At 49.6% G+C, this 22,391-nt stretch carries 26 protein-coding genes; 17 read left to right on the plus strand and 9 right to left on the minus strand.

Going from position 1 to position 22,391, the window contains the following annotated elements:
* The first annotated feature begins 97 nt into the window (after positions 1–97).
* From glgB to PJDR2_RS11520, 5 genes are read left to right on the plus strand one after another with little or no spacing between them, the layout of a single operon-like run.
* Positions 98–2,044 carry a 1,4-alpha-glucan branching protein GlgB gene (glgB, locus tag PJDR2_RS11500; RefSeq protein WP_015843858.1) on the plus strand — a complete coding sequence of 649 codons (1,947 nt, stop codon included), beginning with the start codon at positions 98–100 and terminating at the stop codon, positions 2,042–2,044.
* A complete protein-coding gene (locus PJDR2_RS11505; RefSeq protein WP_015843859.1) occupies positions 2,023–3,192 on the plus strand; it encodes a glucose-1-phosphate adenylyltransferase in 1,170 nt (389 codons plus the stop codon). The genes glgB and PJDR2_RS11505 overlap by 22 nt, the downstream gene beginning before the upstream one ends.
* Positions 3,189–4,301 (plus strand): glucose-1-phosphate adenylyltransferase subunit GlgD, encoded by a 1,113-nt coding sequence (gene glgD / locus PJDR2_RS11510; RefSeq protein ID WP_015843860.1) that lies wholly within the window; start codon positions 3,189–3,191, stop codon positions 4,299–4,301. Before PJDR2_RS11505 ends, glgD begins: the two co-directional genes overlap by 4 nt.
* A gap of 40 nt (positions 4,302–4,341) precedes the next feature.
* The gene (gene glgA / locus PJDR2_RS11515; RefSeq protein ID WP_015843861.1) at positions 4,342–5,805 is read left to right on the plus strand and encodes a glycogen synthase GlgA; all 1,464 of its coding nucleotides are present in this window, start codon (positions 4,342–4,344) and stop codon (positions 5,803–5,805) included.
* A complete protein-coding gene (locus tag PJDR2_RS11520; RefSeq protein WP_015843862.1) occupies positions 5,787–7,757 on the plus strand; it encodes a glycoside hydrolase family 15 protein in 1,971 nt (656 codons plus the stop codon). Before glgA ends, PJDR2_RS11520 begins: the two co-directional genes overlap by 19 nt.
* A gap of 98 nt (positions 7,758–7,855) precedes the next feature.
* Here PJDR2_RS11520 and PJDR2_RS11525 read toward each other — a convergent pair whose 3' ends face one another.
* Genes PJDR2_RS11525 through PJDR2_RS11545 form a run of 5 tightly spaced genes read right to left on the minus strand, consistent with a single transcriptional unit; the run spans position 7,856 to position 9,661 of the window.
* On the minus strand, positions 7,856–8,266 hold the full coding sequence (locus PJDR2_RS11525; RefSeq protein ID WP_015843863.1) for a spore germination protein GerPE: 411 nt from the start codon (positions 8,264–8,266) through the stop codon (positions 7,856–7,858).
* A gap of 13 nt (positions 8,267–8,279) precedes the next feature.
* Positions 8,280–8,501, minus strand: coding sequence for a hypothetical protein (locus tag PJDR2_RS11530; protein WP_015843864.1), 222 nt, complete (start codon positions 8,499–8,501; stop codon positions 8,280–8,282).
* A 16-nt stretch (positions 8,502–8,517) separates the two neighbouring features.
* Positions 8,518–9,195 carry a spore germination protein GerPC gene (locus PJDR2_RS11535; protein ID WP_015843865.1) on the minus strand — a complete coding sequence of 226 codons (678 nt, stop codon included), beginning with the start codon at positions 9,193–9,195 and terminating at the stop codon, positions 8,518–8,520.
* A gap of 28 nt (positions 9,196–9,223) precedes the next feature.
* A complete protein-coding gene (locus PJDR2_RS11540) occupies positions 9,224–9,427 on the minus strand; it encodes a spore germination protein GerPB (RefSeq protein ID WP_015843866.1) in 204 nt (67 codons plus the stop codon).
* A 3-nt stretch (positions 9,428–9,430) separates the two neighbouring features.
* A complete protein-coding gene (locus PJDR2_RS11545) occupies positions 9,431–9,661 on the minus strand; it encodes a spore germination protein (RefSeq protein WP_015843867.1) in 231 nt (76 codons plus the stop codon).
* Positions 9,662–9,826: 165 nt separating this feature from the next.
* On the opposite strand from PJDR2_RS11545, the gene PJDR2_RS11550 reads away from it, so the two are divergent.
* From PJDR2_RS11550 to mntR, 11 genes are all read left to right on the plus strand, one after another.
* Positions 9,827–10,276, plus strand: a complete 450-nt coding sequence (locus PJDR2_RS11550) for an Hsp20/alpha crystallin family protein (RefSeq protein ID WP_015843868.1) — start codon at positions 9,827–9,829, stop codon at positions 10,274–10,276.
* 172 nt (positions 10,277–10,448) lie between these two features.
* The gene (locus tag PJDR2_RS11555) at positions 10,449–10,649 is read left to right on the plus strand and encodes a hypothetical protein (RefSeq protein WP_015843869.1); all 201 of its coding nucleotides are present in this window, start codon (positions 10,449–10,451) and stop codon (positions 10,647–10,649) included.
* Between the two features lie 35 nt (positions 10,650–10,684).
* Complete coding sequence (locus tag PJDR2_RS11560; RefSeq protein WP_015843870.1) at positions 10,685–10,909, plus strand: hypothetical protein; 225 nt, start codon at positions 10,685–10,687, stop codon at positions 10,907–10,909.
* Between the two features lie 94 nt (positions 10,910–11,003).
* The gene (locus tag PJDR2_RS11565; protein WP_015843871.1) at positions 11,004–11,441 is read left to right on the plus strand and encodes a Fur family transcriptional regulator; all 438 of its coding nucleotides are present in this window, start codon (positions 11,004–11,006) and stop codon (positions 11,439–11,441) included.
* Positions 11,441–11,716 (plus strand): membrane protein insertion efficiency factor YidD, encoded by a 276-nt coding sequence (gene yidD, locus PJDR2_RS32450; protein WP_015843872.1) that lies wholly within the window; start codon positions 11,441–11,443, stop codon positions 11,714–11,716. The genes PJDR2_RS11565 and yidD overlap by 1 nt, the downstream gene beginning before the upstream one ends.
* 378 nt (positions 11,717–12,094) lie before the next feature.
* Complete coding sequence (gene metG, locus PJDR2_RS11570; RefSeq protein ID WP_015843873.1) at positions 12,095–14,086, plus strand: methionine--tRNA ligase; 1,992 nt, start codon at positions 12,095–12,097, stop codon at positions 14,084–14,086.
* Positions 14,087–14,275: 189 nt separating this feature from the next.
* Positions 14,276–15,223, plus strand: coding sequence for a metal ABC transporter solute-binding protein, Zn/Mn family (locus tag PJDR2_RS11575; RefSeq protein ID WP_015843874.1), 948 nt, complete (start codon positions 14,276–14,278; stop codon positions 15,221–15,223).
* A gap of 34 nt (positions 15,224–15,257) precedes the next feature.
* Positions 15,258–16,058 carry a metal ABC transporter ATP-binding protein gene (locus tag PJDR2_RS11580; protein WP_015843875.1) on the plus strand — a complete coding sequence of 267 codons (801 nt, stop codon included), beginning with the start codon at positions 15,258–15,260 and terminating at the stop codon, positions 16,056–16,058.
* Positions 16,042–16,851 carry a metal ABC transporter permease gene (locus tag PJDR2_RS11585; protein ID WP_015843876.1) on the plus strand — a complete coding sequence of 270 codons (810 nt, stop codon included), beginning with the start codon at positions 16,042–16,044 and terminating at the stop codon, positions 16,849–16,851. Before PJDR2_RS11580 ends, PJDR2_RS11585 begins: the two co-directional genes overlap by 17 nt.
* Before the next feature lie 21 nt (positions 16,852–16,872).
* Positions 16,873–17,589, plus strand: a complete 717-nt coding sequence (locus tag PJDR2_RS11590; RefSeq protein WP_015843877.1) for a cytochrome c biogenesis CcdA family protein — start codon at positions 16,873–16,875, stop codon at positions 17,587–17,589.
* Positions 17,590–17,697: 108 nt separating this feature from the next.
* Positions 17,698–18,120 carry a transcriptional regulator MntR gene (gene mntR / locus PJDR2_RS11595; protein ID WP_015843878.1) on the plus strand — a complete coding sequence of 141 codons (423 nt, stop codon included), beginning with the start codon at positions 17,698–17,700 and terminating at the stop codon, positions 18,118–18,120.
* Positions 18,121–18,666: 546 nt separating this feature from the next.
* On the opposite strand, the gene PJDR2_RS11605 is transcribed toward mntR, so the two are convergent.
* Together PJDR2_RS11605 and PJDR2_RS11615 are read right to left on the minus strand one after the other, a co-directional pair.
* A complete protein-coding gene (locus PJDR2_RS11605; RefSeq protein WP_015843879.1) occupies positions 18,667–19,260 on the minus strand; it encodes a uracil-DNA glycosylase family protein in 594 nt (197 codons plus the stop codon).
* Positions 19,261–19,703: 443 nt separating this feature from the next.
* Positions 19,704–19,904, minus strand: a complete 201-nt coding sequence (locus PJDR2_RS11615) for a hypothetical protein (protein WP_015843881.1) — start codon at positions 19,902–19,904, stop codon at positions 19,704–19,706.
* Between the two features lie 145 nt (positions 19,905–20,049).
* Between PJDR2_RS11615 and PJDR2_RS11620 the strand changes: the two genes are divergently transcribed.
* A complete protein-coding gene (locus PJDR2_RS11620) occupies positions 20,050–20,979 on the plus strand; it encodes a patatin-like phospholipase family protein (protein ID WP_015843882.1) in 930 nt (309 codons plus the stop codon).
* Here PJDR2_RS11620 and PJDR2_RS11625 read toward each other — a convergent pair.
* Both PJDR2_RS11625 and PJDR2_RS11630 read right to left on the minus strand, forming a co-directional pair.
* Positions 20,973–21,269: a hypothetical protein gene (locus PJDR2_RS11625; RefSeq protein ID WP_015843883.1), complete on the minus strand. Its 297-nt coding sequence runs from the start codon at positions 21,267–21,269 to the stop codon at positions 20,973–20,975. The genes PJDR2_RS11620 and PJDR2_RS11625 overlap by 7 nt on opposite strands.
* A 32-nt stretch (positions 21,270–21,301) precedes the next feature.
* Positions 21,302–22,207 carry a DUF1385 domain-containing protein gene (locus tag PJDR2_RS11630; RefSeq protein WP_049790138.1) on the minus strand — a complete coding sequence of 302 codons (906 nt, stop codon included), beginning with the start codon at positions 22,205–22,207 and terminating at the stop codon, positions 21,302–21,304.
* Positions 22,208–22,391: the final 184 nt, after the last annotated feature.

Here is a 22,391-nt window from a genome sequence, read left to right on the forward strand (position 1 = left end):
TGAAAATATGTATAATGGAGGTAACTCCCTATTTACCAGAGAATGAATCCTTTAACGCTACGGTACCATTCTAACCAAATGGAGGCGATCGTCGGAAATGATTCAAACGGCACCATATGGCCTTCTGCTGAGCGATTTGTATCTGTTCAACAAAGGCTGCTCTCACCACAGTTACCGGTTCATGGGCGCGCATGTCATGGACTGGGACGGTAAAGATGGCGTCAGGTTTGCAGTGTGGGCTCCGCACGCCAGGGAGGTTCGGCTTGTTGGCCAGCATAACAACTGGGATGGTTCCGGTTCGTTAATGGAGCGCGTATCTTCGACAGGAGTCTGGGTTCTCTTTATACCGGGGCTTTCCGAAGGTGCTGTCTACAAGTACGAGATTTTGACCTCAACAGGTCAGCGGCTGCTCAAGGCAGATCCTTACGCTTTCCTCGCCGAAAGGCGTCCTCAAACCGCCTCCGTAGTGTCTGATCTATACGGATTCCCGTGGCGGGATAAGAAATGGATGGACTCAAGGCACAAGTCGCCTGCTTACTCCAATCCATTAATGCTTTACGAAGTGCATGCCGGCTCCTGGCAGCTGAAAGGGGAGGAGAACTTCCTCACCTATGAAGAACTAGCCGAACAGCTTGTTCCTTACGTAGCTAAGATGGGATATACCCATATCGAGCTGATGCCAATCAACGAACATCCTTTCGACCAGTCTTGGGGTTATCAAATTACCGGTTATTATGCGCCGTCCAGCCGTTACGGCAAGCCTAAGCAACTGATGAAATTTATCGACCGCTGCCACGCGTACGGCATTGGCGTCATTCTGGACTGGGTTCCCGGACATTTCTGCAAGGATGAACATGGATTGCGCGGCTTTGACGGTACTCCGATCTTTGAAGGAAATGACGAGCGGCTTGCCGAAAAGCCTTTATGGGGAACACTGGCCTTCGATTTCAAGCGAAACGAAGTGATCAGCTTCCTGATCTCCAACGCCATCTACTGGATGGAAATGTTCCACTTCGACGGTCTTCGGATTGATGCCGTCGCCAGCATGATCAATCTCCACATGGATAAACCGCCCGAGCTCTTCACCTGGAACGAGTACGGCGGCACCGACAATCTAGACGCTCTCCGCTTCATGAAACGGCTTAACGAAACCGTATTTCACTACTACCCAGACGCACTAATGATCGCAGAAGATTCTTCCGCTTGGCCTGCAGTCACCTCACCTACATACTTAGGCGGGCTGGGATTTAACTTTAAATGGAATATGGGCTGGATGAACGACGTGCTCCAATACATGTCGATGGATCCTGCCGACCGCACACACCACCACCACTTACTTACTTTCTCACTTTTGTACGCTTTCTCTGAAAATTACGTTTTACCGTTCTCGCATGACGAGGTTGTTCACGGCAAGCGTTCCTTGCTGAACAAAATGCCAGGCTCCTACGAGGAGAAATTTGCCCAATTGCGGTTGTTATACGGCTATTGGATCGCTCATCCGGGCAAGAAGCTGCTGTTTATGGGCAGTGAATGGGGACAGTTCGACGAGTGGAAGGACCGCGAACCACTGGACTGGATGCTGCTCGAATACGATCTCCACGGCAAAATGCACCATTACGTCAAAGCTTTGAACCATGTTTATACCCATGAACCGTCTCTATGGGAAAGAGATCAGGACGCTTACGCATTTCAATGGATTGATGTGAATAATGCTGAACAATCGATCATATCTTTCATTCGTTATGGCAAGCAGGGCTTCACTGTTACGGTTGCCAACTTCTCCAGAAACGGTTATACCCATTATCGATTAGGCGTGCCGCAGCCGGGCTGTTATCGCATGATCCTAAACAGCAATGAGGTACAGTTCGGAGGTTCCGATTCACAGTGTTTACAGAAGCATGACAGCGAGAAAGTGAGCTGGCACGGCTATAACCAGAGCATTTCCATCAATCTCCCCCCTCTATCCTTCCAATTATTCAGCTATGCGGGCGGCGGAGACCACATTAAGAAGGGGTTGGTGTCATGGGTCGAAAAAAGGAAATGATTGCAATGCTGCTTGCTGGAGGAGAAGGCAAACGTCTAGGGGTTCTCACAAAGGATTTGGCGAAGCCGGCTGTCTATTTTGGGGGAAAGTACCGCATTATTGACTTTACTTTAAGTAATTGCACGCATTCCGGCATCGACACGGTTGGCGTACTTACGCAATACCAGCCGCTTGAATTGAACCGGTATTTGGGCATCGGAAGCCCATGGGGGCTGGACCGCAGGGATGGCGGCATGGCCATTCTGCCTCCATTCGTCAAACAAAAAGGCGGGGTGTGGTATAAAGGCACGGCAAATGCGATTTATCAAAATATGGCGTTTATTGAACGTTATGACCCAACCTACGTTCTGGTCATCTCGGGTGACCATATTTATAAAATGGATTACGATCTGATGCTGCAGCATCACAAGAAAAGCGGGGCGGACATTACGATTGCCGGCATTGAAGTGCCGTGGAAGGAAGCAAGCCGTTTTGGCGTCATGCACGTGGATGACGAAGACCGGATTACGGCTTTTGAAGAAAAACCTAAAAATCCAACCAGCAATATCGCATCGATGGGTGTGTATATTTTCACCTGGTCGGTACTGAAGAAGTATTTGATTTACGACGAAGCCAGCCGCAATTCCAGTCATGACTTCGGCAAGGATGTGATCCCGTCCATGATGAGAGACGGATTGCATCTAAGCACGTATGCTTTCCGCGGTTACTGGAAGGATGTCGGCACGATCGAAAGCTTATGGGAAGCCAATATGGATCTGCTCGATGATAAGCCTTCGCTTGACCTGGCCGATAAAGAATGGCGAATTTTCTCCGTCAGCCCTAACCGTCCGGCCCAATACGTGGCTTGCGGGGCGAGCGTATCCTCCTCTATGGTGACGGAAGGCTGCATAGTGGAAGGCGATGTCGAGCGTTCAGTGTTGTTCTTTGGCGTTACGACAGGCAAAAACAGTATCGTTAAAGAATCCGTCATTATGCCGAATGTGAAAATTGGCGAAGGCGCCCGCATCTACCGGGCGATAATTGGTGAAGGTGCTGTAATTGAAGACGGCGTATGCATCGGCAGTCCCGATGATGATGCGATTACCGTTGTTGCTGTAGGCGAGTTTGTATCTAATGAACCTATGCTGCTGGAGGTGGAGCCGTCATGAAACATACGGTTATGGGCGTTATAAATCTAATTCATGAAAACGATGATATGGAGCGGCTGACACAAAACCGCTGCCTTGCTACTGTGCCGTTTGGCGCAAGATACCGGCTTATCGATTTCATCCTGTCAAGCATGGTGAACTCGGGGATCAATAAAGTAGCCGTATTCGCACATACGAAATACCGTTCCCTCATGGATCACGTCGGTTCCGGCGACCATTGGGACTTAAATAACCGTCAGAGCGGCTTGTTCCTGCTTCCTCCGGCAACGGACGATATTCAGGAAGTCAGCCGCGGTGACTTATATCATTTCTACCAGCACCGCGATTACTTCAACCGCTCTACGCTGGAATATGTCGTAATTGCCCGCAGTCATATGGTGTGCAATATCGATTTCGAGCCGATTATCGAAGCGCATAAGGAACGCGAAGCGGATATTACCGTCGTATGCAAGCGGGATGCCGATCTGATGGGCGGTAAGGCCCGCAAGATGAAGATGGATCCGGATGGCCGTGTCACGGCCATGCAGGATCATTACGGAAGAATGAACAGCGATATCTCGTCCATGGAAATGTACGTGATGCGCAAGGATCTCCTGATGGAGCTTGTCGAGACATCCCTAGCCCAAGGGCAGGACCACCTGGTCCGCCACGCGATTTTCTCGAGAATCGATAAGCTTCGCGTCTTTGGTTATTTGCACGAAGGTTATCTGGCTGTCGTGAATACCCTTTCGAGTTTCTACCAGAGCAACATGAGCCTGCTTCAACCAGAAGTATGGCGCGAGTTGTTCTTCCAGCCGGGAATGGTCTTCACGAAAGGCAAGGATGAGCCGCCAGCCCGCTATTTGGGAACCTCAAAAGTGACTGATTCCCTTATTGCTAACGGCTGCCGTATAGAAGGAACGGTCGAGAACAGCATTCTGTTCCGCGGTGTCCATGTCCGTAAAGGTGCCGTTGTCCGCAACAGCATCATTATGCAAAACGGCGACATCGGCGAGAACAGCCTGGTCCAGCACTGCATTCTGGATAAGGATGTACGCGTACAGTATGAACGTGATATCCGCGGTTCTTCCGAAAATCCGTTTCTGGCAGGCAAGCGTAAGATTATATAAATAGCAATTAAATTATGGATAGGGTATGAGGTGATCAGGCGTGAATATATTAATGGCCGCTTCCGAAGCAACTCCGCTCGCCAAATCGGGCGGACTGGCTGACGTTGTAGGAGCTTTGCCGAAGGCGCTTAAGCAGCGTGGAGCCGATGTTCGTATTATTATGCCCAAGTATGAAGAGATCCCAGATTATTATATTCAGAATTTTGAGCGAATTGCAGAATTTTATGTAAATTTTGGTTGGAGAAGCCAATATTGCGGCTTGTTCCGGGCGGAAATCGACGGTGTGGTCTTCTATCTGATCGATAATGAATTCTATTTCGGACGCAGAGGTCTATACGGCTATAACGATGATGCCGAGCGTTTTGTCTTCTATTCCGTTGCGGTTATGGAGGCTGTGCGGTACTTGGATTACACTCCGGAAATCGTTCATTGCCACGATTGGCAGGCCGGACTTATTCCGTTTCTGCTCCGCACTCGCTACTCGAATGATCCAGCCTGGGAAGGCGTGAAGTCGGTATTCACGATCCACAACCTGATGTATCAAGGGTTGTTTGGCATTGACCTGCTGAAGGAGCTTCTGGGAGCGGGAGACGAGATGTTCACCGCTGACAAGTTAGAGTTCCACGGTGCCGCAAGCTGCCTGAAAGGGGGGCTTGTCTATGCGGACAAGCTGACAACGGTCAGTGAAACCTATGCCCGGGAAATCCAGAGCTGGGAGCACGGCGAACAGCTTGACGGACTGCTAAGCAGCCGCTCCGGCGATCTGGCAGGCATTATTAACGGGATTGATACCGAATTATTCGATCCGATGAACGATGATGCCCTACATACGCCTTACCGTTCCTCTATTTCCCGCAAACGGAAGAATAAGCTGAGCTTGCAGGCGGAGCTTGGTCTTCCCGAGTCGGAAGAAACCCCGCTGATCGGTATTATCAGCCGTCTGGTGGAGTCGAAGGGGTTGGACCTCATTACCTGGAAGCTTGACGAGCTTATGCAGGAGGATGTACAGCTTGTTGTTCTGGGAGCGGGAGATTGGCAATACGAGAATGCCATGAATCATCTGGTCGCCCGTTATCCGAATAAAGTCGCCGTATGGCTTGGTTATAACGACCGCCTGGCAAGAAGGATCTATGCAGGCTCGGATATTTTCCTCATGCCCTCCCGGTTTGAGCCTTGCGGCTTAAGCCAGCTGCTCGCTCTTCGTTACCGCTCAATTCCCGTAGTCCGGGAAACCGGCGGTCTAAAGGATACGGTCTTCTCCTATAATGAAGAGACCGGGGAAGGCAACGGCTTCAGCTTCACGCATTATAATGCGGACGATTTCATGTATACGGTGAGACGGGCGCTGCACTTCTACCGCGATGACGCTGTATGGCGCCGCATCGTAGATAATGCCGGTAAGGAAGATTACAGCTGGAGCCGCTCGGCAAAAGCTTATATAGCCTTGTATGATCAACTTCTTGCTTCTCGAAAGGGGACTGAAAGATGGCCCGTCACCTTGTAATCGGCAATGGTAAGCTGCTGCTCAATTTGGATCAACATTGTTTTATTCGGGATATTTATTTTCCGTATGTCGGACAGCTAAACCATGTGGGCGGTCACTATTGCCGGTTCGGGATCTGGATCGGAGGCGCATTTTCTTGGCTGGATGAGAAGGAATGGACATTCGAGCTGAACTATATCGAGGATTCCCTCGTGACGAACATCATTGCGAGGCATGAGGGATTAGGCGTAGAGCTGCAAATGAATGATGGTATTCATCAGCGCGAATGCATCTATATTAAACGGGTTGTTGTGCGCAATAGGAGGAACGAAAGCCGGGAAGCCCGGCTTTTCTTCCATCAGGATTTGATGATTGAAGGATCGGAAGTTGGAGATACGGCTGCCTATTATCCGGAAAATAATACGATGTTCCACTATAAGCGCTCGAATTACTTCATGTTCAGCGGCTGTACGGATGAAGGCGGCATTATGCAGTATTCTACCGGTATTAAAAGGTTTCACTCCGCAGAGGGAACCTGGCGCGACGCGGAAGACGGCGTGCTGATGGGCAATACGATTGCCCAAGGCTCGGTTGACAGTACGATTGGGCTGCGTACAACGGTGCCGGGCAATGGCGAGAAGACGCTGTATTACTGGATGTCCGTTGGCAAAAATCTCGAGGAAGTCAAAACCCTTCATAAATACGTGAAGGATAATCATCCCGAGAAGCTGCTCAGCCGGATCGTCATTTACTGGAAGCATTGGCTGCAGCGTTCCGAGTCCGATCTAGGGGATTTGCCCAAAGAGGTCACCCGGATGTTCAAGCATAGTCTGCTGCTTGTCCGGACGCAGGTCGATGAGCGAGGCGCTATTTTGGCTGCGAATGATACGGATATTCTGCAGTACAACCGGGATCATTACAGCTATATGTGGCCGCGTGACGGCGCGCTAATCGCCGAGGCGATGTCGCTGGCTGGCTATCAGAGCGTCATTTCGCCGTTTTTCTATTTCTGCGCGAATGCATTGTCACCGGAAGGTTATCTGTATCATAAGTACAATCCGGACGGAACGGTAGGCTCCAGCTGGCATCCTTATATTGTAAAAGGGAGCCAGAGAATTCCGATCCAGGAAGACGAGACCGCGCTTGTCCTGTTTGCGTTGTGGCAGGACTACTCGCGGAATCAGGTTATCGAGCTGCCTCAATCGCTATACAGCAACTTAATCCGGAAGGCCGCTTCCTTCCTCAGCGAATATATCGAGCCGGAGCTGTCGCTTCCGAAGCCAAGTTATGATCTGTGGGAAGAACGGTACGGCATCTGGACGTATACGGCTGCTTCCGTCTATGCCGGTCTAATGGCAGGCGCCTTCTTCACCGAGCTGTTCGGGGATTATGAGCGGAGTGACCATTACCGTAATATGGCCCATACGGTCAAGACCGGGATTTTGACCCATCTCTGGGATGAAGAATCCGGACGTTTCGCCCGCGGTCTTGTACAACGGGATAACCGGTGGGTGAAGGATATGACACTGGAGAGCAGTATTTTCGGATTATGGGAGTTTGGCGTCTTGTCCGTTCATGATGAACGCGTGCAAAAGACGATGAATGCCATAAAAGAAGGTCTCCGCGTACGGACTCATATTGGCGGTATCGCCAGATACACCAATGATTATTACTTCCAGCAATCCGGAGAAATCGACCAGGTTCCGGGCAATCCGTGGATCATATGCACGCTGTGGGTTGCTAATTACGAGATTGAATCCGCGCTCACGCTGGCAGACCTGGAAGGTCCGCTGAGGACGCTGGAATGGGTTGTCGATCACGCCTTGTCGAGCGGGCTGCTGCCGGAGCAGCTTAACCCTTTCGACGGATCGCCACTGTCCGTGGCACCGCTCACCTGGTCGCATGCAACCTTTGTTCAAAGCGTAAGCAAATACGCCGCGAAGTACAAAGAGCTCCAGGGCGCAAAGCCGTAAATCCATGAAGCAAAGCCGCTTAGCAGACAGCTAAGCGGCTTTGTTTCGATCCGAGCTGGCTTCTTAATAGAAGCTGCAGATGCTTTTGATGAATTCGCCTATGTGATATGAATCAGCGTTTTCTCGTACTGCCTGATATGCTTGATCCTGGATTCTGCGGTTGTTCGCATCGCATTGCCCGCGAGCAGGCTTGAAGTGGAGCCCACGCCAACCACGCTTATGCAGCCTACATTAATTCGAGGGCAGCGGTTAACCCTCTTGATACGTACGTCCTCTCCGGCGTCCGCAACCGGGTCGATTAACTGTGGCAGCGGACGGTTGAAAATGGGGTAGGACTCGAAATAAACGCTTCCTGCCTTCGTATGATCAATCGCTCGTTGAACGGCAAGGGCATTCAGCTTAGGCGAACCTTCGGCGCGGTCACCGAATTGGATAATCGCCCCGATCGAAACGTCAATAACGGATACCAGCCCGATCTGGGATACTCTTATGGGATAGGATTCTTCCATTCGTTAATTCCTCCTAGCCGGCCATCGGAGATTCGCCAATCGCTTCCTCTTCGCCTTCCGGCGTGGGGAGCGGGGCTAACGGTCCAACAATGACGGATTCGGGAGGGGTATCAAACATCGAATATAAGGTGACATAGTCGGAGTCGCCGATCTGGAACATGGATGCTGCCGATACACCTAATATATCAATATTGCCAACGGTCAAACCGCAATTATGCACAGTGAAATTCACCATTGCTTAAACTCTCCTGTCAGCTGCCATTGCCGCTTTTTAGCGACTGGATATATTTTTGCATGGCGGCATCCGCATCTCTGATTGTTTTGGATAAAATCATTTCTTTTTTCTCCTGCTCGGTTTGCGGATTCTGTCCTTGTCCGGCAGCCCCTGCCTCAGTCTCACCCGGCTTCAGCTGCATATAGAAATGAATACGGGATGGAAGCTGCTTACGGATATCCTCCAGAACCATGCGGCGATGATAAGGATCAAGGTCGACCCCGTATTCGGTCTCGAGTGCAATAAGCCTTTGATTACCATGTTGGCTCAAAAAACGATCCACTTCCGCCCGTAAGCCCGCATACGGCTCAGACGGCGGGGTTATACCGGGGGCTGCTGCCGGGTATACGTTTGGCTTATGCTGCTGAACCGCAAGCTGTTCGATATCCCCGTCACCGCCGGGCATCCCGGGCGGAGTCATGCCGATATTCAAAGTGCCTTCAAGCTTCTCTACTTTTAATTGGTCAAAGTGATATTCCAGCTTCTCGATATTATAGGTTGGCTTGTTCTCCAGCTGCTTCAGCTGCTCGCTTAGAACAGCGAGTTGCTGCTCCAATGAATAAATCTGGCTCTGCTGCGCTCTTAATTTGGTCTGAAGCTCAAGCGACCAGGCTTGCCATGGAGACAGCCCATTGCCGGGCGGCTGCTGCTGCATGATAAAAAGCCTCCTCTCTAAATAAACGTTAAGCGGGATCCGGAAGCGGGACCAGCGATAGCGGGCTTTCTTCCCCGAGCTGCGGCGCGGGTTCGGTAAATCCTCCCGTATTGTACATTTGGGATAAAGACCGGATGGATCCCGCGCTTCCGACTTGCAGGACAGAGCTGTTCGATACGCTATTTACTCGAAGCTGCTGTATGGTGATCGTCTGATAAATAGTCCAGTTCATGCATTACACCACGGTTTCCAGATTGTTCTGGGAGTTATCTTGAACGTCCGGATCAAGCGTATTGGTCGCGCTGACCGCATTGTTTGAATTTGCCAGGCTTCCTGTCAGGAACGAGCCGGAGCCAGCGTAGGTTTTCGTTTGGCTGGAAGGCGACACTTGAACCGCGTCCCCGAATTGAACGACGGCACTGGAGCCGACGCTAACGACTTTTACAAATCCAACGATAGAAGGCATTCGCACTCACCCTTTTCCCTTAAAGCGTCTCGTATATTATCGTATGCGGCATACGCCCAGAGGTTCCGCGGCCCGTGTGGATAAATGCCCGGCGAAAGGAATGAAGTAGCCGCTCCGCCCAGCTTCGCATATGCTATCAGGGAACGGCTGGAGGTGAACGGGAACGTGGAGAACAAATGGGATGAGCTCGAGCGATGGCTGGACGGCCAGCGTCTGCCAAAAGGCTTCGATGTAATGAAGGAGCCGGATTGGGTGGAGAAATTTGTCCGGAAGATGATGACCCAATCACTTCCTTCGGCAGCAAATTCCATCTTGGATCAAGCGGAAGCGAGCGAGGGGATTTCCTTCTTTGAGACTCATCACGAATTACTTGTGAAGTTCCACCTTCCGCGTGAAGTAAGCCGGGAAAATCTTCGCTTGTACGTACGGGATGACCGATTACGGATTGAAGGACTTCCTAATCAGCAGAAGGAAATCATCAAGCTACCTAAGCTTGTTAAGCCGACCATCTGCCAGGCGATTGTGAAAAACTATGTTTTGCAAGTAAAGCTGCGCAAAAGACCCCGGGCCGGTACTTATTATGAAACGGATATACGATGGTTGAAAGGCCGCTGATCCAGGGCCTTGCGGCCGTCGTTTTCTTTTGAATAAAAAAATTTCCGCCACTAGGCAATGAAAGCCGTTTCAACTTGTCACCTTTTCTTACGGAATGTGGTTGGCGAACGGAGGGACAATCCCTTATAATGCTAATTGTGTACTTGCATTATTACATAGGGGAGTGTATGCAGTGACTTTAGTCGATGTCAGTGACATCTCAACTTCGTTATTTATTATCGGGGTCGTCTTTTTATTGCTCATTTTCGGATTATTAAGTCTTGGCATTCTTCGTATGTTCCAGCAGCGCTTCCGTTACGGATGGGTTTGTTTTGCAGGAGCGGTGGTCAGCTTTATCGTCTTGATGATTATTTTGAACAAATGGTATGTATAGCGGGTTTCTGCAGATAAGTAGGGAGGGTGCCCGTTATGATGTGGACGGCGATCTGGTTTGTTATTAATATGTTCTTTGTAACCTCGGTCATTGCATTGTTGTTCATGCACCGATCCGTTACGGAAGCGGCACTTGATCCCGCAGGCGGGGAACGCCTTGCAGCGGCGAAGACAAGACGCAAATGGGTGTCGATCATAAGTATTGTGTTATTTCTGGCTATGTGTGCAAGTTTTCTGATAAACATGCGGCTGAACGGATGATCCAAGGTGCGGCTTAAGAGAGGCTCTCATTGACGAGAGTCTTTTTTTTCGGCATTATGAATAGAAAGATACTTTATTGTCGGAGGTTCTTTCATTGCATACCATAGATGAAATTATACAAAGAATGACCGGACAAGGACTTCGCATAACGGATCAGCGCAAATCGCTGGCCAAATTATTTGCGGAGACTCCGGGATACCTGGCACCTAAGGAAGTTTACGAATATATGGGCAAGTCCTACTCGGGCCTGAGCTTTGATACCGTATACCGCAATTTGCGCGTGATGGAGGAGCTTGGGGTTATCGAGCAGGTTATTTTTGAGGACGGCGTTAAATTCAAGCTTCATTGCAGGGAAAACGATCATCACCACCATATGATCTGCCTGCAATGCGGCCATACGTATCCGATTACGTTCTGTCCGATGGAGCAAACGGTCGTACCGGATGATTTCCGCGTAGTGAAGCATAAATTCGAAGTGTTCGGCTATTGCAAAGACTGCATTCAAGAAGAGTCGGCAGCCGGGGCAAACTGATGGCTCACAGCCGAACAGCCGTAAGAGTGATGAAGGCGCCGGTTCTTTTCTACCGCAAAGTAATATCGCCGCTTACGCCGCCGACCTGCCGATATTATCCGACTTGTTCGGCATACGCACTTGAGGCTCTCGAGAAGCACGGCGCTGTAAAGGGCTCATGGCTAGCCGCTAAGCGGATCGCAAGATGCCATCCTTTCCATCCGGGGGGATATGATCCTGTTCCTCCCGTCCCGGGGGAGCAAGAGAGTGATACGGGCGGAACGGCTGCTCCTTGACAATGGAGCGTTTAATTGGTTATATTTTGTCATATAAGCATATTTCCCATATTCGATGAACGGATAAGTAAGATGAAGATACCATAACAGAGAGCCGGGCAAGACGCTGGAAGCCGGTATGGATAAGCATCCGAAGATGGTCCCGGAGAATCTGTTTCCGAGCCTCAATGCGAGGTAAGGGAATGGCGTTAAGCTGGCGTTAACGGCTCTGCCGCCCCTAGAATGGCGGCACACGAAGCTGCTGTGCTGTGGTTGTTCATTAAAGCGCAGCGGGAATTTGGGTGGTACCGCGTGAGTGAACTTGAACTCTCGTCCCATGTTGGACGGGAGTTTTTTGCGTTCTCTCGCTTAATTTTGATCATAACGGAGGAATGACAAATGGGTAACGATAAAAAAACCTTTTATATTACGACACCGATCTATTATCCGAGCGACAAGCTTCACATCGGACATGCGTATACGACGGTAGCCGGCGATGCCATGGCACGCTACAAAAGACTTCGCGGGTACGATGTCTGGTACTTGACCGGTACGGACGAGCATGGGCAGAAGATTGAACGCAATGCGAAGGACAAAAACAAGTCGCCTCAGCAGTTTGTTGACGATATTGTCGTTGGCATTAAAGAGCTCTGGTCGAAACTTGAAATTTCGAACGATGATTTCATCCGTACAACGGAGCCGCGCCATAAGGAAGCGGTTGAGAAAATTTTCGCCCAATTGCTGAAGCAGGACGATATTTATAAAGGCGAATATGAAGGCTGGTACTGTACGCCATGCGAATCGTTCTTCCTAGAGCGCCAGCTGGTGAACGGCAACTGTCCGGACTGCGGACGCCCGGTAGAGCTGGTGAAGGAAGAGAGCTATTTCTTCCGGATGAGCAAATACGCGGATCGCCTTCTGAAGCATTACGAAGAGAACCCGGATTTCATTCAACCGGAATCGCGCAAGAACGAAATGATCAACAACTTCATTAAGCCGGGTCTTGAAGATCTCGCGGTATCCCGTACAACCTTCGACTGGGGTATCAAAGTCCCCGGAGATCCTAAGCATGTCATCTATGTATGGATTGATGCTTTGTCGAACTACATTACAGCTCTTGGTTATGGCAAAGAAGGCAGCAGCGATCTGTATGACCGTTTCTGGCCGGCTGACGTTCATCTGGTCGGCAAGGAAATCGTACGATTCCATACGATCTACTGGCCAATCATGCTGATGGCGCTTGGCCTGCCGCTGCCGAAGAAAGTGTTCGCGCACGGCTGGCTGTTGATGAAGGACGGCAAAATGTCGAAGTCGAAAGGGAACGTTGTTGACCCGGTAACCCTGATCGACCGTTACGGTCTGGATGCGGTTCGTTATTACCTGCTCCGCGAAGTACCTTTTGGTTCCGACGGCACCTTCACTCCGGAAAACTTTGTTGACCGGATCAACTTCGATCTGGCAAACGACCTTGGCAACCTGCTTAACCGCACGGTAGCGATGATCGATAAATATTTCGACGGCGAAATTCCGGCTTACGGCGGCAATGTAACGGCGTTTGACGAGTCTCTGCAAGTACTGGCGGTAGAAACCGTACGCCAGGTTGAATCGTCTATGGAAACGATGGAGTTCTCTGTTGCACTGTCGGCGATCTGGCAGTTTGTCAGCCGCACGAACAAATATATTGACGAGACTTCTCCTTGGGCGCTTGCGAAGGATGAAGCGAAGAAGGGCGAACTGGCTTCCGTTATGTATCATCTGGCGGAGTCGCTCCGCATTATTTCGATCCTGCTTCAGCCTTACCTGACGCATGCTCCCCGCGAGCTATGGCGCCAGCTTGGTCTGGAAGAAGGCGAATTGACTGCTTGGGAAAGCACAAAACGTTTTGGCCAGCTGCCAGGCGGCACGCGCGTAAGCAAGGGAGCACCTGTCTTCCCTCGTCTGGATGCAGCCGAAGAAGTGGCTTATATTGCGGCTGCGATGGGCGGAGGAGCTGCGGCTAAGACGGAAGCAGCTGCGCCGGCAGCAGACAATTCTGCGCAAGCCGCTGCACCCGCGGTAGAAGCGAAGGAAGAAATCGGCATCGAGGATTTCGGTAAGGTCGAGCTTCGAGTCGCTCAAGTTATCGCAGCCGAGCCGGTGCAAAAAGCCGACAAGCTGCTGAAGCTCCAGCTGGATCTTGGCTATGAGCAGCGCCAGGTTGTATCCGGCATCGCGAAGTTCTACACGCCGGAGCAGATGGTTGGCCGCAAAGTGATTTGCGTAACGAACCTGAAGCCGGTGAAGCTTCGCGGCGAACTGTCGCAAGGGATGATCCTGGCGGCTTCGCATGGCGATCAATTAACGCTTGCAACAGTGCCGGATGACATGCCAAACGGCGCAATCGTAAAGTAAAATAGAGTTGCTCAGAACCGCCAGGATGTTGAATCCGAGGCGGTTCTCTTGTTTCTTAACGTATGCAGAGGTACATGCATGTAAATAGTAGTTAATAGTTTATGGTTGACACGGTGTAAGCCCGCTCGTATAATCTAGAACGTAATAGTAACGATTACTAAAAAGAGTTTTGAAATGGAGATTATACGAATGCGTTCTTTAAAACATATTAGTGTGCTGCTGTTTGTTATGACCGTTTTGCTTTCCGCATGCGGCGCTAATTCGGATAAAACGCTTGTTGAAGGCAAGACCAACGTGGTTACGAGCTTTTATCCGCTCTATTATTTGGCTTCCGAGATTGGGGGCGACAACGTGAATGTCGTCAACCTTATTCCCGCTGGCGTAGAGCCTCATGATTGGACGCCTAAAAGCCAGGATTTGACCATCGCTTCCAAAGCGCAGCTGTTCCTGTATAACGGTGCCGGTCTAGAGGGCTGGACGGATGATTTCCTGAAAGGCCTGCCGAAGAACAGCGGTCTGATCACGGCCGAAATGAGTAAGGGAATTGCACTCATTCATGGAAATCCGGAAGAAGAGGAAGATCACGATCATGGCGATCATGATCACGATCTTGATGTCGATCCGCATACTTGGGTGAGTCCGAAGTCGGCTATGGTTATGGCGGCAAACGTGAAAGACAGCCTGATTCAGGCAGATCCTTCCCAAAAGGAAGCGTTCGAAGCGAATTATGATGCGCTTATAGGCAAGCTGGAAGCGCTGAACGAAGAGTTTGAGTCTAAATTAGCGGCAGCGCCGCATAAATCGATTGTAGTCTCCCATCAGGCTTTTGGTTATTTGGCCAGAGATTACGGACTGACGCAAATCGCGATTACAGGTCTGTCTCCCGATGCCGAGCCTCGCGCCCAGGATTTGCTCAAGGTTGCGAAGTTTGTGAAATCGGAAGGCATCAAATATATTTATTTCGAAGAGATGGTATCGCCGGATCTGGCAAAAACGATTGCAAGCGAAACGCATACCAAGCTGCTTGTGCTTAATCCGATCGAGGGCCTTACGCCGAAGCAGGAAAAGGCGGGAGAGGATTATCTTAGCCTAATGGAACAAAACCTGCAAAATTTATTGACCGGATTACAGAAATAATAGGAATGATACAGCGAAAGAGAGGTGGGGAACGATGCAAAATATAAGTTGTCATCAAGATATAATAACGCTTGAGGATGTATCCTTTTCCTATCAGAGCCAAACGGTTCATAAAGGACTTAATTTCTCGGTGAAAGAACGGGACTTCATTGGACTTATCGGATCAAACGGCGCTGGCAAAACAACTTTGCTGCGCATGATTGTGGGGCTGCTCAAGCCGGAGAGCGGAACGATCCGTCTGTTTGGACAGCCGGTATCCCAGTTCAAGGATTGGGACCGGATTGGTTACGTCCCGCAGAAAAATTCGTTTAATCCGCTGTTCCCGGCTACCGTCCGCGAGGTTGTGTTGTCGGGTTTATACAGCCGGAATAAACTTTTCCGCAAAATTACGAAAGCCGATCAGAAGAAATGTGAAGATGCCCTTCACGCCATGAATATTGAAGATCTGGCAATGAAGCGGATCGGCGAGCTGTCCGGCGGACAACAGCAGCGGGTTTTTCTTGCAAGAGCGCTAATCAACAATCCGTCGCTGCTGATTTTGGATGAACCAACGGTTGGTATCGATTCGGAGACGCAGGAAGGCTTCTTTCATATGATCAAGCATATGCACCAGCATCATAATATAACGTTTCTAATGGTATCGCATGACATGGAGATGATCCGGTCCTATTTGGGACAGCAGCCTGCGGCGGAGAGCGGCAAGCTGAAGTTTTACAAGAAGCATTCGCATGATCTGCAGAATTGCGTAGAGAACGATTTGACGCATAGCTTGAAGGAGCTTCGTCAACAAATGGAGAGCAGGAGAGAGGTCGTTACGGTTGGAGATCTTAGCTAGTGAGTTTTTTCAGCGAGCGTTAATTGGAGGCGTATTGATCGGGATCACGGCACCGCTTATGGGTATTTTTCTTGTGCTGCGCCGCTTATCGATGATTGGTGACACATTGTCCCACGTATCGATTGCGGGGGTTGCCTTAGGATTCCTGATTGGCGTATATCCGGTAGCGGTTGGCCTGGTGTTCGCGATTATTGCTTCGTTCTTTATTGAGAAGCTGCGGAAAACGTACAAAACCTACGCGGAATTGTCCATTGCGATTATCATGTCCGGCGGCGTTGCATTGGCGTCGATTCTGTTCACGATGGGCAGGGGCTTTAATATTAATGTGAACGGCTATTTGTTCGGCAGTATTTTTACTCTCGACAATGTGGATCTCATTACAATTGCCGTCGTTACGGTTGTGGTATTGGTAGCTATCCGTACACAACTGAAGGAGCTGTTCCTGCTTACGTTTGACGAGGATGCAGCAGCGGTTAGCGGCTTGCCCGTTCGGTTCTATAATGTTATGATTAGCGTGCTTACTGCACTTGTCATTAGCGCATCTATTAAAATCGTGGGAGCGTTGCTTGTTTCTGCACTGCTTACTATTCCGGCGGCCTGCAGCTTGATTATTGCCCGCAGCTTCCGTCAAAGCGTCATTACGGTAGTTGTGATCGGGGAGCTGGCCGTTGTAGCCGGACTGATGCTGGCAGGCGTGTGGAATCTTGCGCCGGGCGGTACAATCGTTTTGTTATTGATTGCGATTATGCTTGTTCTTCTGCTGCTGAAGCGCGGTATGAAGATGGGAAGTTAACTTCGACTGAGGTGTTTAACTTTGGATAACATTAACGTATGGCTGGCGTTTGGCGCCGGCTTTGCTTCATTTATCTCGCCTTGCTGCCTGCCTTTATATCCTTCGTATTTATCTTACATAACCGGCATTTCCGTTAGTGATTTGAAGAATAATAATCATACTTCCCAGATGAGAATGAGGACGATGTCGCATACCTTGTTTTTCATACTGGGATTTTGCACGGTTTATTACACGTTAGGCTACGGCTCCAACGTGTTCGCAGAATTTTTCAGCCAATATGAGGATTTGATCCGCAAGCTGTCGGCTATTCTGATCGTGCTTATGGGCTTATTCCTCGCGGGTATTTTTCAGCCGCAGGTGCTCATGAAGGAACGCCGTTTCAACTTTGACCCGACCAAAAAAACCGGCTATCTCGGCTCCTTTATTTTTGGTGTCGGCTTCTCCGCTGGCTGGACGCCTTGTATCGGACCGGCGTTAACCGCCATTCTGGCTTTGGCCGCTTCGAAGCCGGGGACATGGTTCGAGCTGACAACCGCGTATGCATTGGGATTCGCTATTCCGTTTTTCCTATTGGCCTTTTTCCTTGGATCGGCACGCTGGCTGTTGAAATACTCGTCGGTTGTTATGCGAATCGGCGGGGGCGTTATGGTGCTGATGGGGATTCTTCTGTTTACGGATCAGATGACCAAAATTACGATCTGGCTGAACCAGGTAACGCCCGCTTTTATGAAGTTTTAATGGAGATGCGTAAGCGAATCGGCTTGCAGTAGCATTAAAAATCGTTGTATGATACTAAGAGTAACGCCATGAGACAAGGTGTAGAATGCAGGGTTAGGGGGTTCTTCATTGCCGACTCCGAGCATGGAAGACTACTTGGAACGTATTTATAAGCTTATTGACGAGAAAGGCTATGCGCGCGTATCGGATATAGCCGAAGGGCTTGAGGTGCATCCTTCATCTGTCACCAAGATGATTCAGAAGCTGGACAAAGACAACTACTTGATCTATGAGAAATACCGCGGGCTTGTTCTGACAAGCAAAGGGAAAAAGATGGGCAAACGGCTTGTTGACCGCCATCATTTACTCGAGTCGTTCCTGACGATTATCGGCGTGCAGGAAGAGAACATTTACCGCGATGTGGAAGGCATCGAGCATCATTTGAGCTGGGATTCAATTACATGTATCGAGACATTGGTTGAATTCTTTAACCGTGAGCCATCTCGCTTGGACGAGCTGAGAGGAATCCGGACTGAACTAGAAACGGAATGAAAAGCTCGCCGCTTGCGGCGGGCTTTTTTAGTCTTTTGGCGGCGGCCGGAATCGGGCTAGGGGCACGGGGTATCTCCTTACAGCCGCTGTTGTCCTTCCTTTGCCTCGATTGAGGTTGTTAAGTGGTGGCAAAGGAAAGACAAAGGCGGACGCTTCGCTCCTCCAGGAGATACCCCTTAGCCCCGGCGCGCCGGCGGCCGCCTTAGACAACATAAAAAAGCCCGCCGCGAAATCGGCGGGCTTTTGGGGGAGGGGCGGAGGGTGGCAGCCGAAGTCCGGCCGGCTGCTGCAAGACAGTATGGAAATATAACGCCTTAAAATCGGCAGGCGTACCAAAACAGTGTAGCCAGTTAGCATTGGCTACACTGTTTAAAATGCAATGGTTTTTCCAGTTAATAGTTGATTCTGGAGGTTATGTTGTACGTTATGCAGCATTATACGAATGCACGTACCAATGGATACTTTGCACATGAATATGCTGCAAAAAGTACAATGGAGCCAAGCTGAATAGAGTGTATAGGACTAATAGACTGCGCAATATACAATTTATATATCCGTTCCTTTAAAGCCAAGAACATCCCATACCATCTCTCTAACCTCGGGAATTCTTTTCTCCTCGAAGGATGGATGAGTTTTGAACCACCTCACATTTAGGGGAGAAGGATGGGGGAGCACAAGGGCTGGTTTTCCGTTTATCTGATTGTTTTTGAGAACCAAGTCTTCGAAACTTCGCTTTGGAAATAAATATTTAGCTGCTCTGGCACCTATGATGATATAGATCTCGTTGTCCACCATTTCAATCTCTTTGGCGAGCCATTTATTCGCGCACGCAAGCGGTGGAGGGTTGTCCCCGCCTTTAGGATGCTTGCCGGGAAAGCAATGGGCGAGCCCTGTCATGTAAAAGTTATCTTCATTGTAGAACATAGCATCCGTAATTTGATACCACTGATACTTCAGCTTTGCTCCCGAGGGGTCGTTAAACGGCAGACCGCTCTCATGCACTTTTTTGGAGGGAGCTTGACCGATCTGCATGATCTTCGACTGCGCTTTTCCGTGGAAGACGGGATGGGGCGTAAACCCGAATTTCTGTTTGCAGTCCTGACAACTTATAATTTGTTCTTTTATCTCGTGAAAGCTCATTGTTTAATCTCCGATGTCTATATAGTATCTACTAGATTGAACCATTTGCAGTATTGAGAGAATAACTTCCGTTTAAGTTGATCCCCAACCATATGAAAGGTCTGATCAAAGGAATATTTGTAAAAATCCAATAGATCCGTTTGAATGGACCTTAACATAGAGACGAGTTCATCGTGTTCATAAGAAATGCAGAACATGGCTTCTCTCTTTTCCTCAGTCATTTCCGTATTCCATTTCCCCGAAAAATCATCGGACCAGACTTTTATGCGGTCATCTTCGTATTCAATGGATGGGTAGGGATCATGACCAAGCCATGGACTTGATCTGCCAAGTACCGATTTGTATACCTCCTGCCAATCTTCCAGCCCGCAGCAACAGCTTGGAGTTATTAAGCGTTCTTTGTCTGCAAAAGCGACTCCGCCGCTTATTGGGACTTCATCCCTTTAGATAAGCTTCTTAAAAACCTTCTCCGGTTTTTGTTCAATATCTACATCGATATACCCGCATAATAACGTCAGGAAGAGTACAGCATCTTCTGTTGTGGAGTGCCTTGATAGGAAAACCGTATCTTTATAGTTAACTTCTGGTAGCCAAGAGGGCTGCTTAAAGTAAGGATTAGTTATGACTGCATGTATTTTTGCCATGTGACGACTCCTGTCAGCCTTGCAGGGTAAATGGTTCTCCTCTATATTTTCTCACAACGCTAACATGTAGACAATTATCCTTCGCATATATACTTCTGATGGAAGCCGGATTTGACGCTGCTTCCGTTGTCCGGAGGATGCGGGAGTGAAGATCAATGCAGTGTTCGAAGGCGGAGGAGTGAAGGGGATATCGCTTGCAGGAGCGGTCAGGGCTGCGGAGATGCAGGGGATTCAATTTAACCAGGTGGCGGGAACATCCAGCGGGGCCATTATCTCAGCGCTGATAGCGGCAAATTACAGCGGTCTTGATATCAAACGAATTGTGGAGAATACGCCTTTCTCGTCGTTTCTCAAGAGGTCGTTTATTTTTAACCTGAAGGTAATCAGTCCGGCATTAAGGGTGCTTATCAAAAAGGGGCTTTATAGCGGCGAAGCGCTCGAATATTGGATTTCGTGCCTGCTGGAGGCGAAAGGAATAAAGACGTTTGGGGATTTGCCGGAATGCAAGCTTCGAATCGTAGCTTCGGATATTACGAACGGGAGATTGCTCGTCCTGCCGGAGGATATAAGGATTTACGGCATGGATCCGAAAAAACTCAGCGTTGCGCGGGCGGTCCGGATGAGCGCCAGCATTCCTTATTTCTTCGATCCGGTCGTAATCCGTTACTCGAAGCTTCATTCTTTAACGAATAAGGGGAAAGAGAAAGCTCAGCTTCACCAGGCTTATATTGTCGACGGGGGGCTGTTAAGCAATTTTCCGTTGTGGTTGTTTGATAAGGAGCAGGCCGGCAGAACTAATCCCGTTCCGACGGTAGGCTTTCAAATGGTCGGTAAAAACGACAACGAACCGCATGAGATACGCGGTCCGTTGACAATGCTTGAAGCGATATTCGAAACGATGATGCAAGCTCATGACGAGCGCTACATTAAGAAATATGCACGCGACCGGACGGTGAAAATTCCTACTCTAGGTGTCCGGACTACTCAATTTCATCTGCCTGAAGGGATGGCGGAAAAGCTGTTCCAATCCGGCTTCAAGTCAGCAACGCAGTTTTTTGAAGGCTTCCGTCAGTGATATTTCGGCAGGTCATCGTCGTCTTTACCGCCATCAATAACGCGGAACGGCGTGCGGCGGGATTTCGGTTTTTGCCGTGGGGTCGTTCTGGTCTGTTTCACATAAGGCTGCTGTCTGACCCGGACTCGGGTGCCCCATGTGTTAGGCGGATATTTATACAGCAGGAAAATGCCGCCTAGCACAATGATGGGAATTAGAAACGAAGTAAGATGCTGTCCGATTCCGTACAAAATCCCGATTGCCAGTAGCGTCAGCACGATAATTGACGATGCGTTCCATCTCCGCGGCATAATATCACCTGTCCTTTATGTTGGAATGGATTTTAAGCTTTAATGCTCATTTGCTTGTCGAGCTCGCGCATCCGGTTGAAGGAAGCGATGGATACGGCGACTTGATCATCCTTGGGCTCTTTTGTCGTAAGAAGCTGAAGCCACAGCCCAGGATAGCCCAAGTAGCGCAATACCGGTACATCACGCAGGGCGTTGGTCCAGCGCAGCACTTCATAAGAGATACCCAAGGTAACCGGCAGAAGCAGAATCCGGATATATACGCGTTCCCAAATGGTATGCCACTCGAAGATCGGAAGGGAGTAGATGATAACCCCTACGATAACGGTAAAAATGATAAAGCTGCTGCCGCAACGGTAATGAAGCCTGCTGTACTTCTGAACATTGGCGACGGTTAATTCCTCGCCGGCTTCGTATGCGCTTATGACCTTGTGCTCGGCGCCATGGTATTGGAACAGCCGTTTGATGATCGGTGTCATCGACATCAAATACAAATAAGCAAGAAGCATAATGAGTTTAATAAGTCCTTCTAACAGGTTATGACCAACTTTGTTCTCGAATACATTCTCGAACAGCAAACTTTCAATCGCAGCCGGCGCTGCAGTCAGAAGCAGCTTGCCGAATATAAAGGAGATAACGCCTGCGGCGGCAACGCCTACGATCATGCCCAGGCTCCAGCCGGATTTTTCTTTTTTCTGGGCTGCTGCTTTTTCCGTCTCGGACATATCCGATGTCTCGTCCTCCGCATAAGCCTCCATGGAGAAATTCAAATGCTGAGAGCCCTTGGCGCTGGAATCAATAATCCCTACAAAACCACGGACGAGAGGGATTCTCTTAAGGATTTGGATCCACCGCTGCGTCGTGCGGGGCACCTCGTAAAATACGATCTCATCGTTTTTTCTTCGTACAGCGGTTACATTTACATGCTTGCCTGCGAACATGACGCCTTCGATCACAGCTTGTCCGCCGTAAATGCTTGTAGTGTTTTGAGACAAGAGCTTGTCACCTTCCTTAATAGTATCGTCCCGATCAGGTGACGAAAGGTATACGTCTATTGTACTTGATCGCTAATGGATTTGCCAACGCCATCATCTTGGTTATCCGTGGAGCTAAAGTTGCATACTA

The organism is Paenibacillus sp. JDR-2 (assembly GCF_000023585.1).
GTDB lineage: Bacteria > Bacillota > Bacilli > Paenibacillales > Paenibacillaceae > Pristimantibacillus.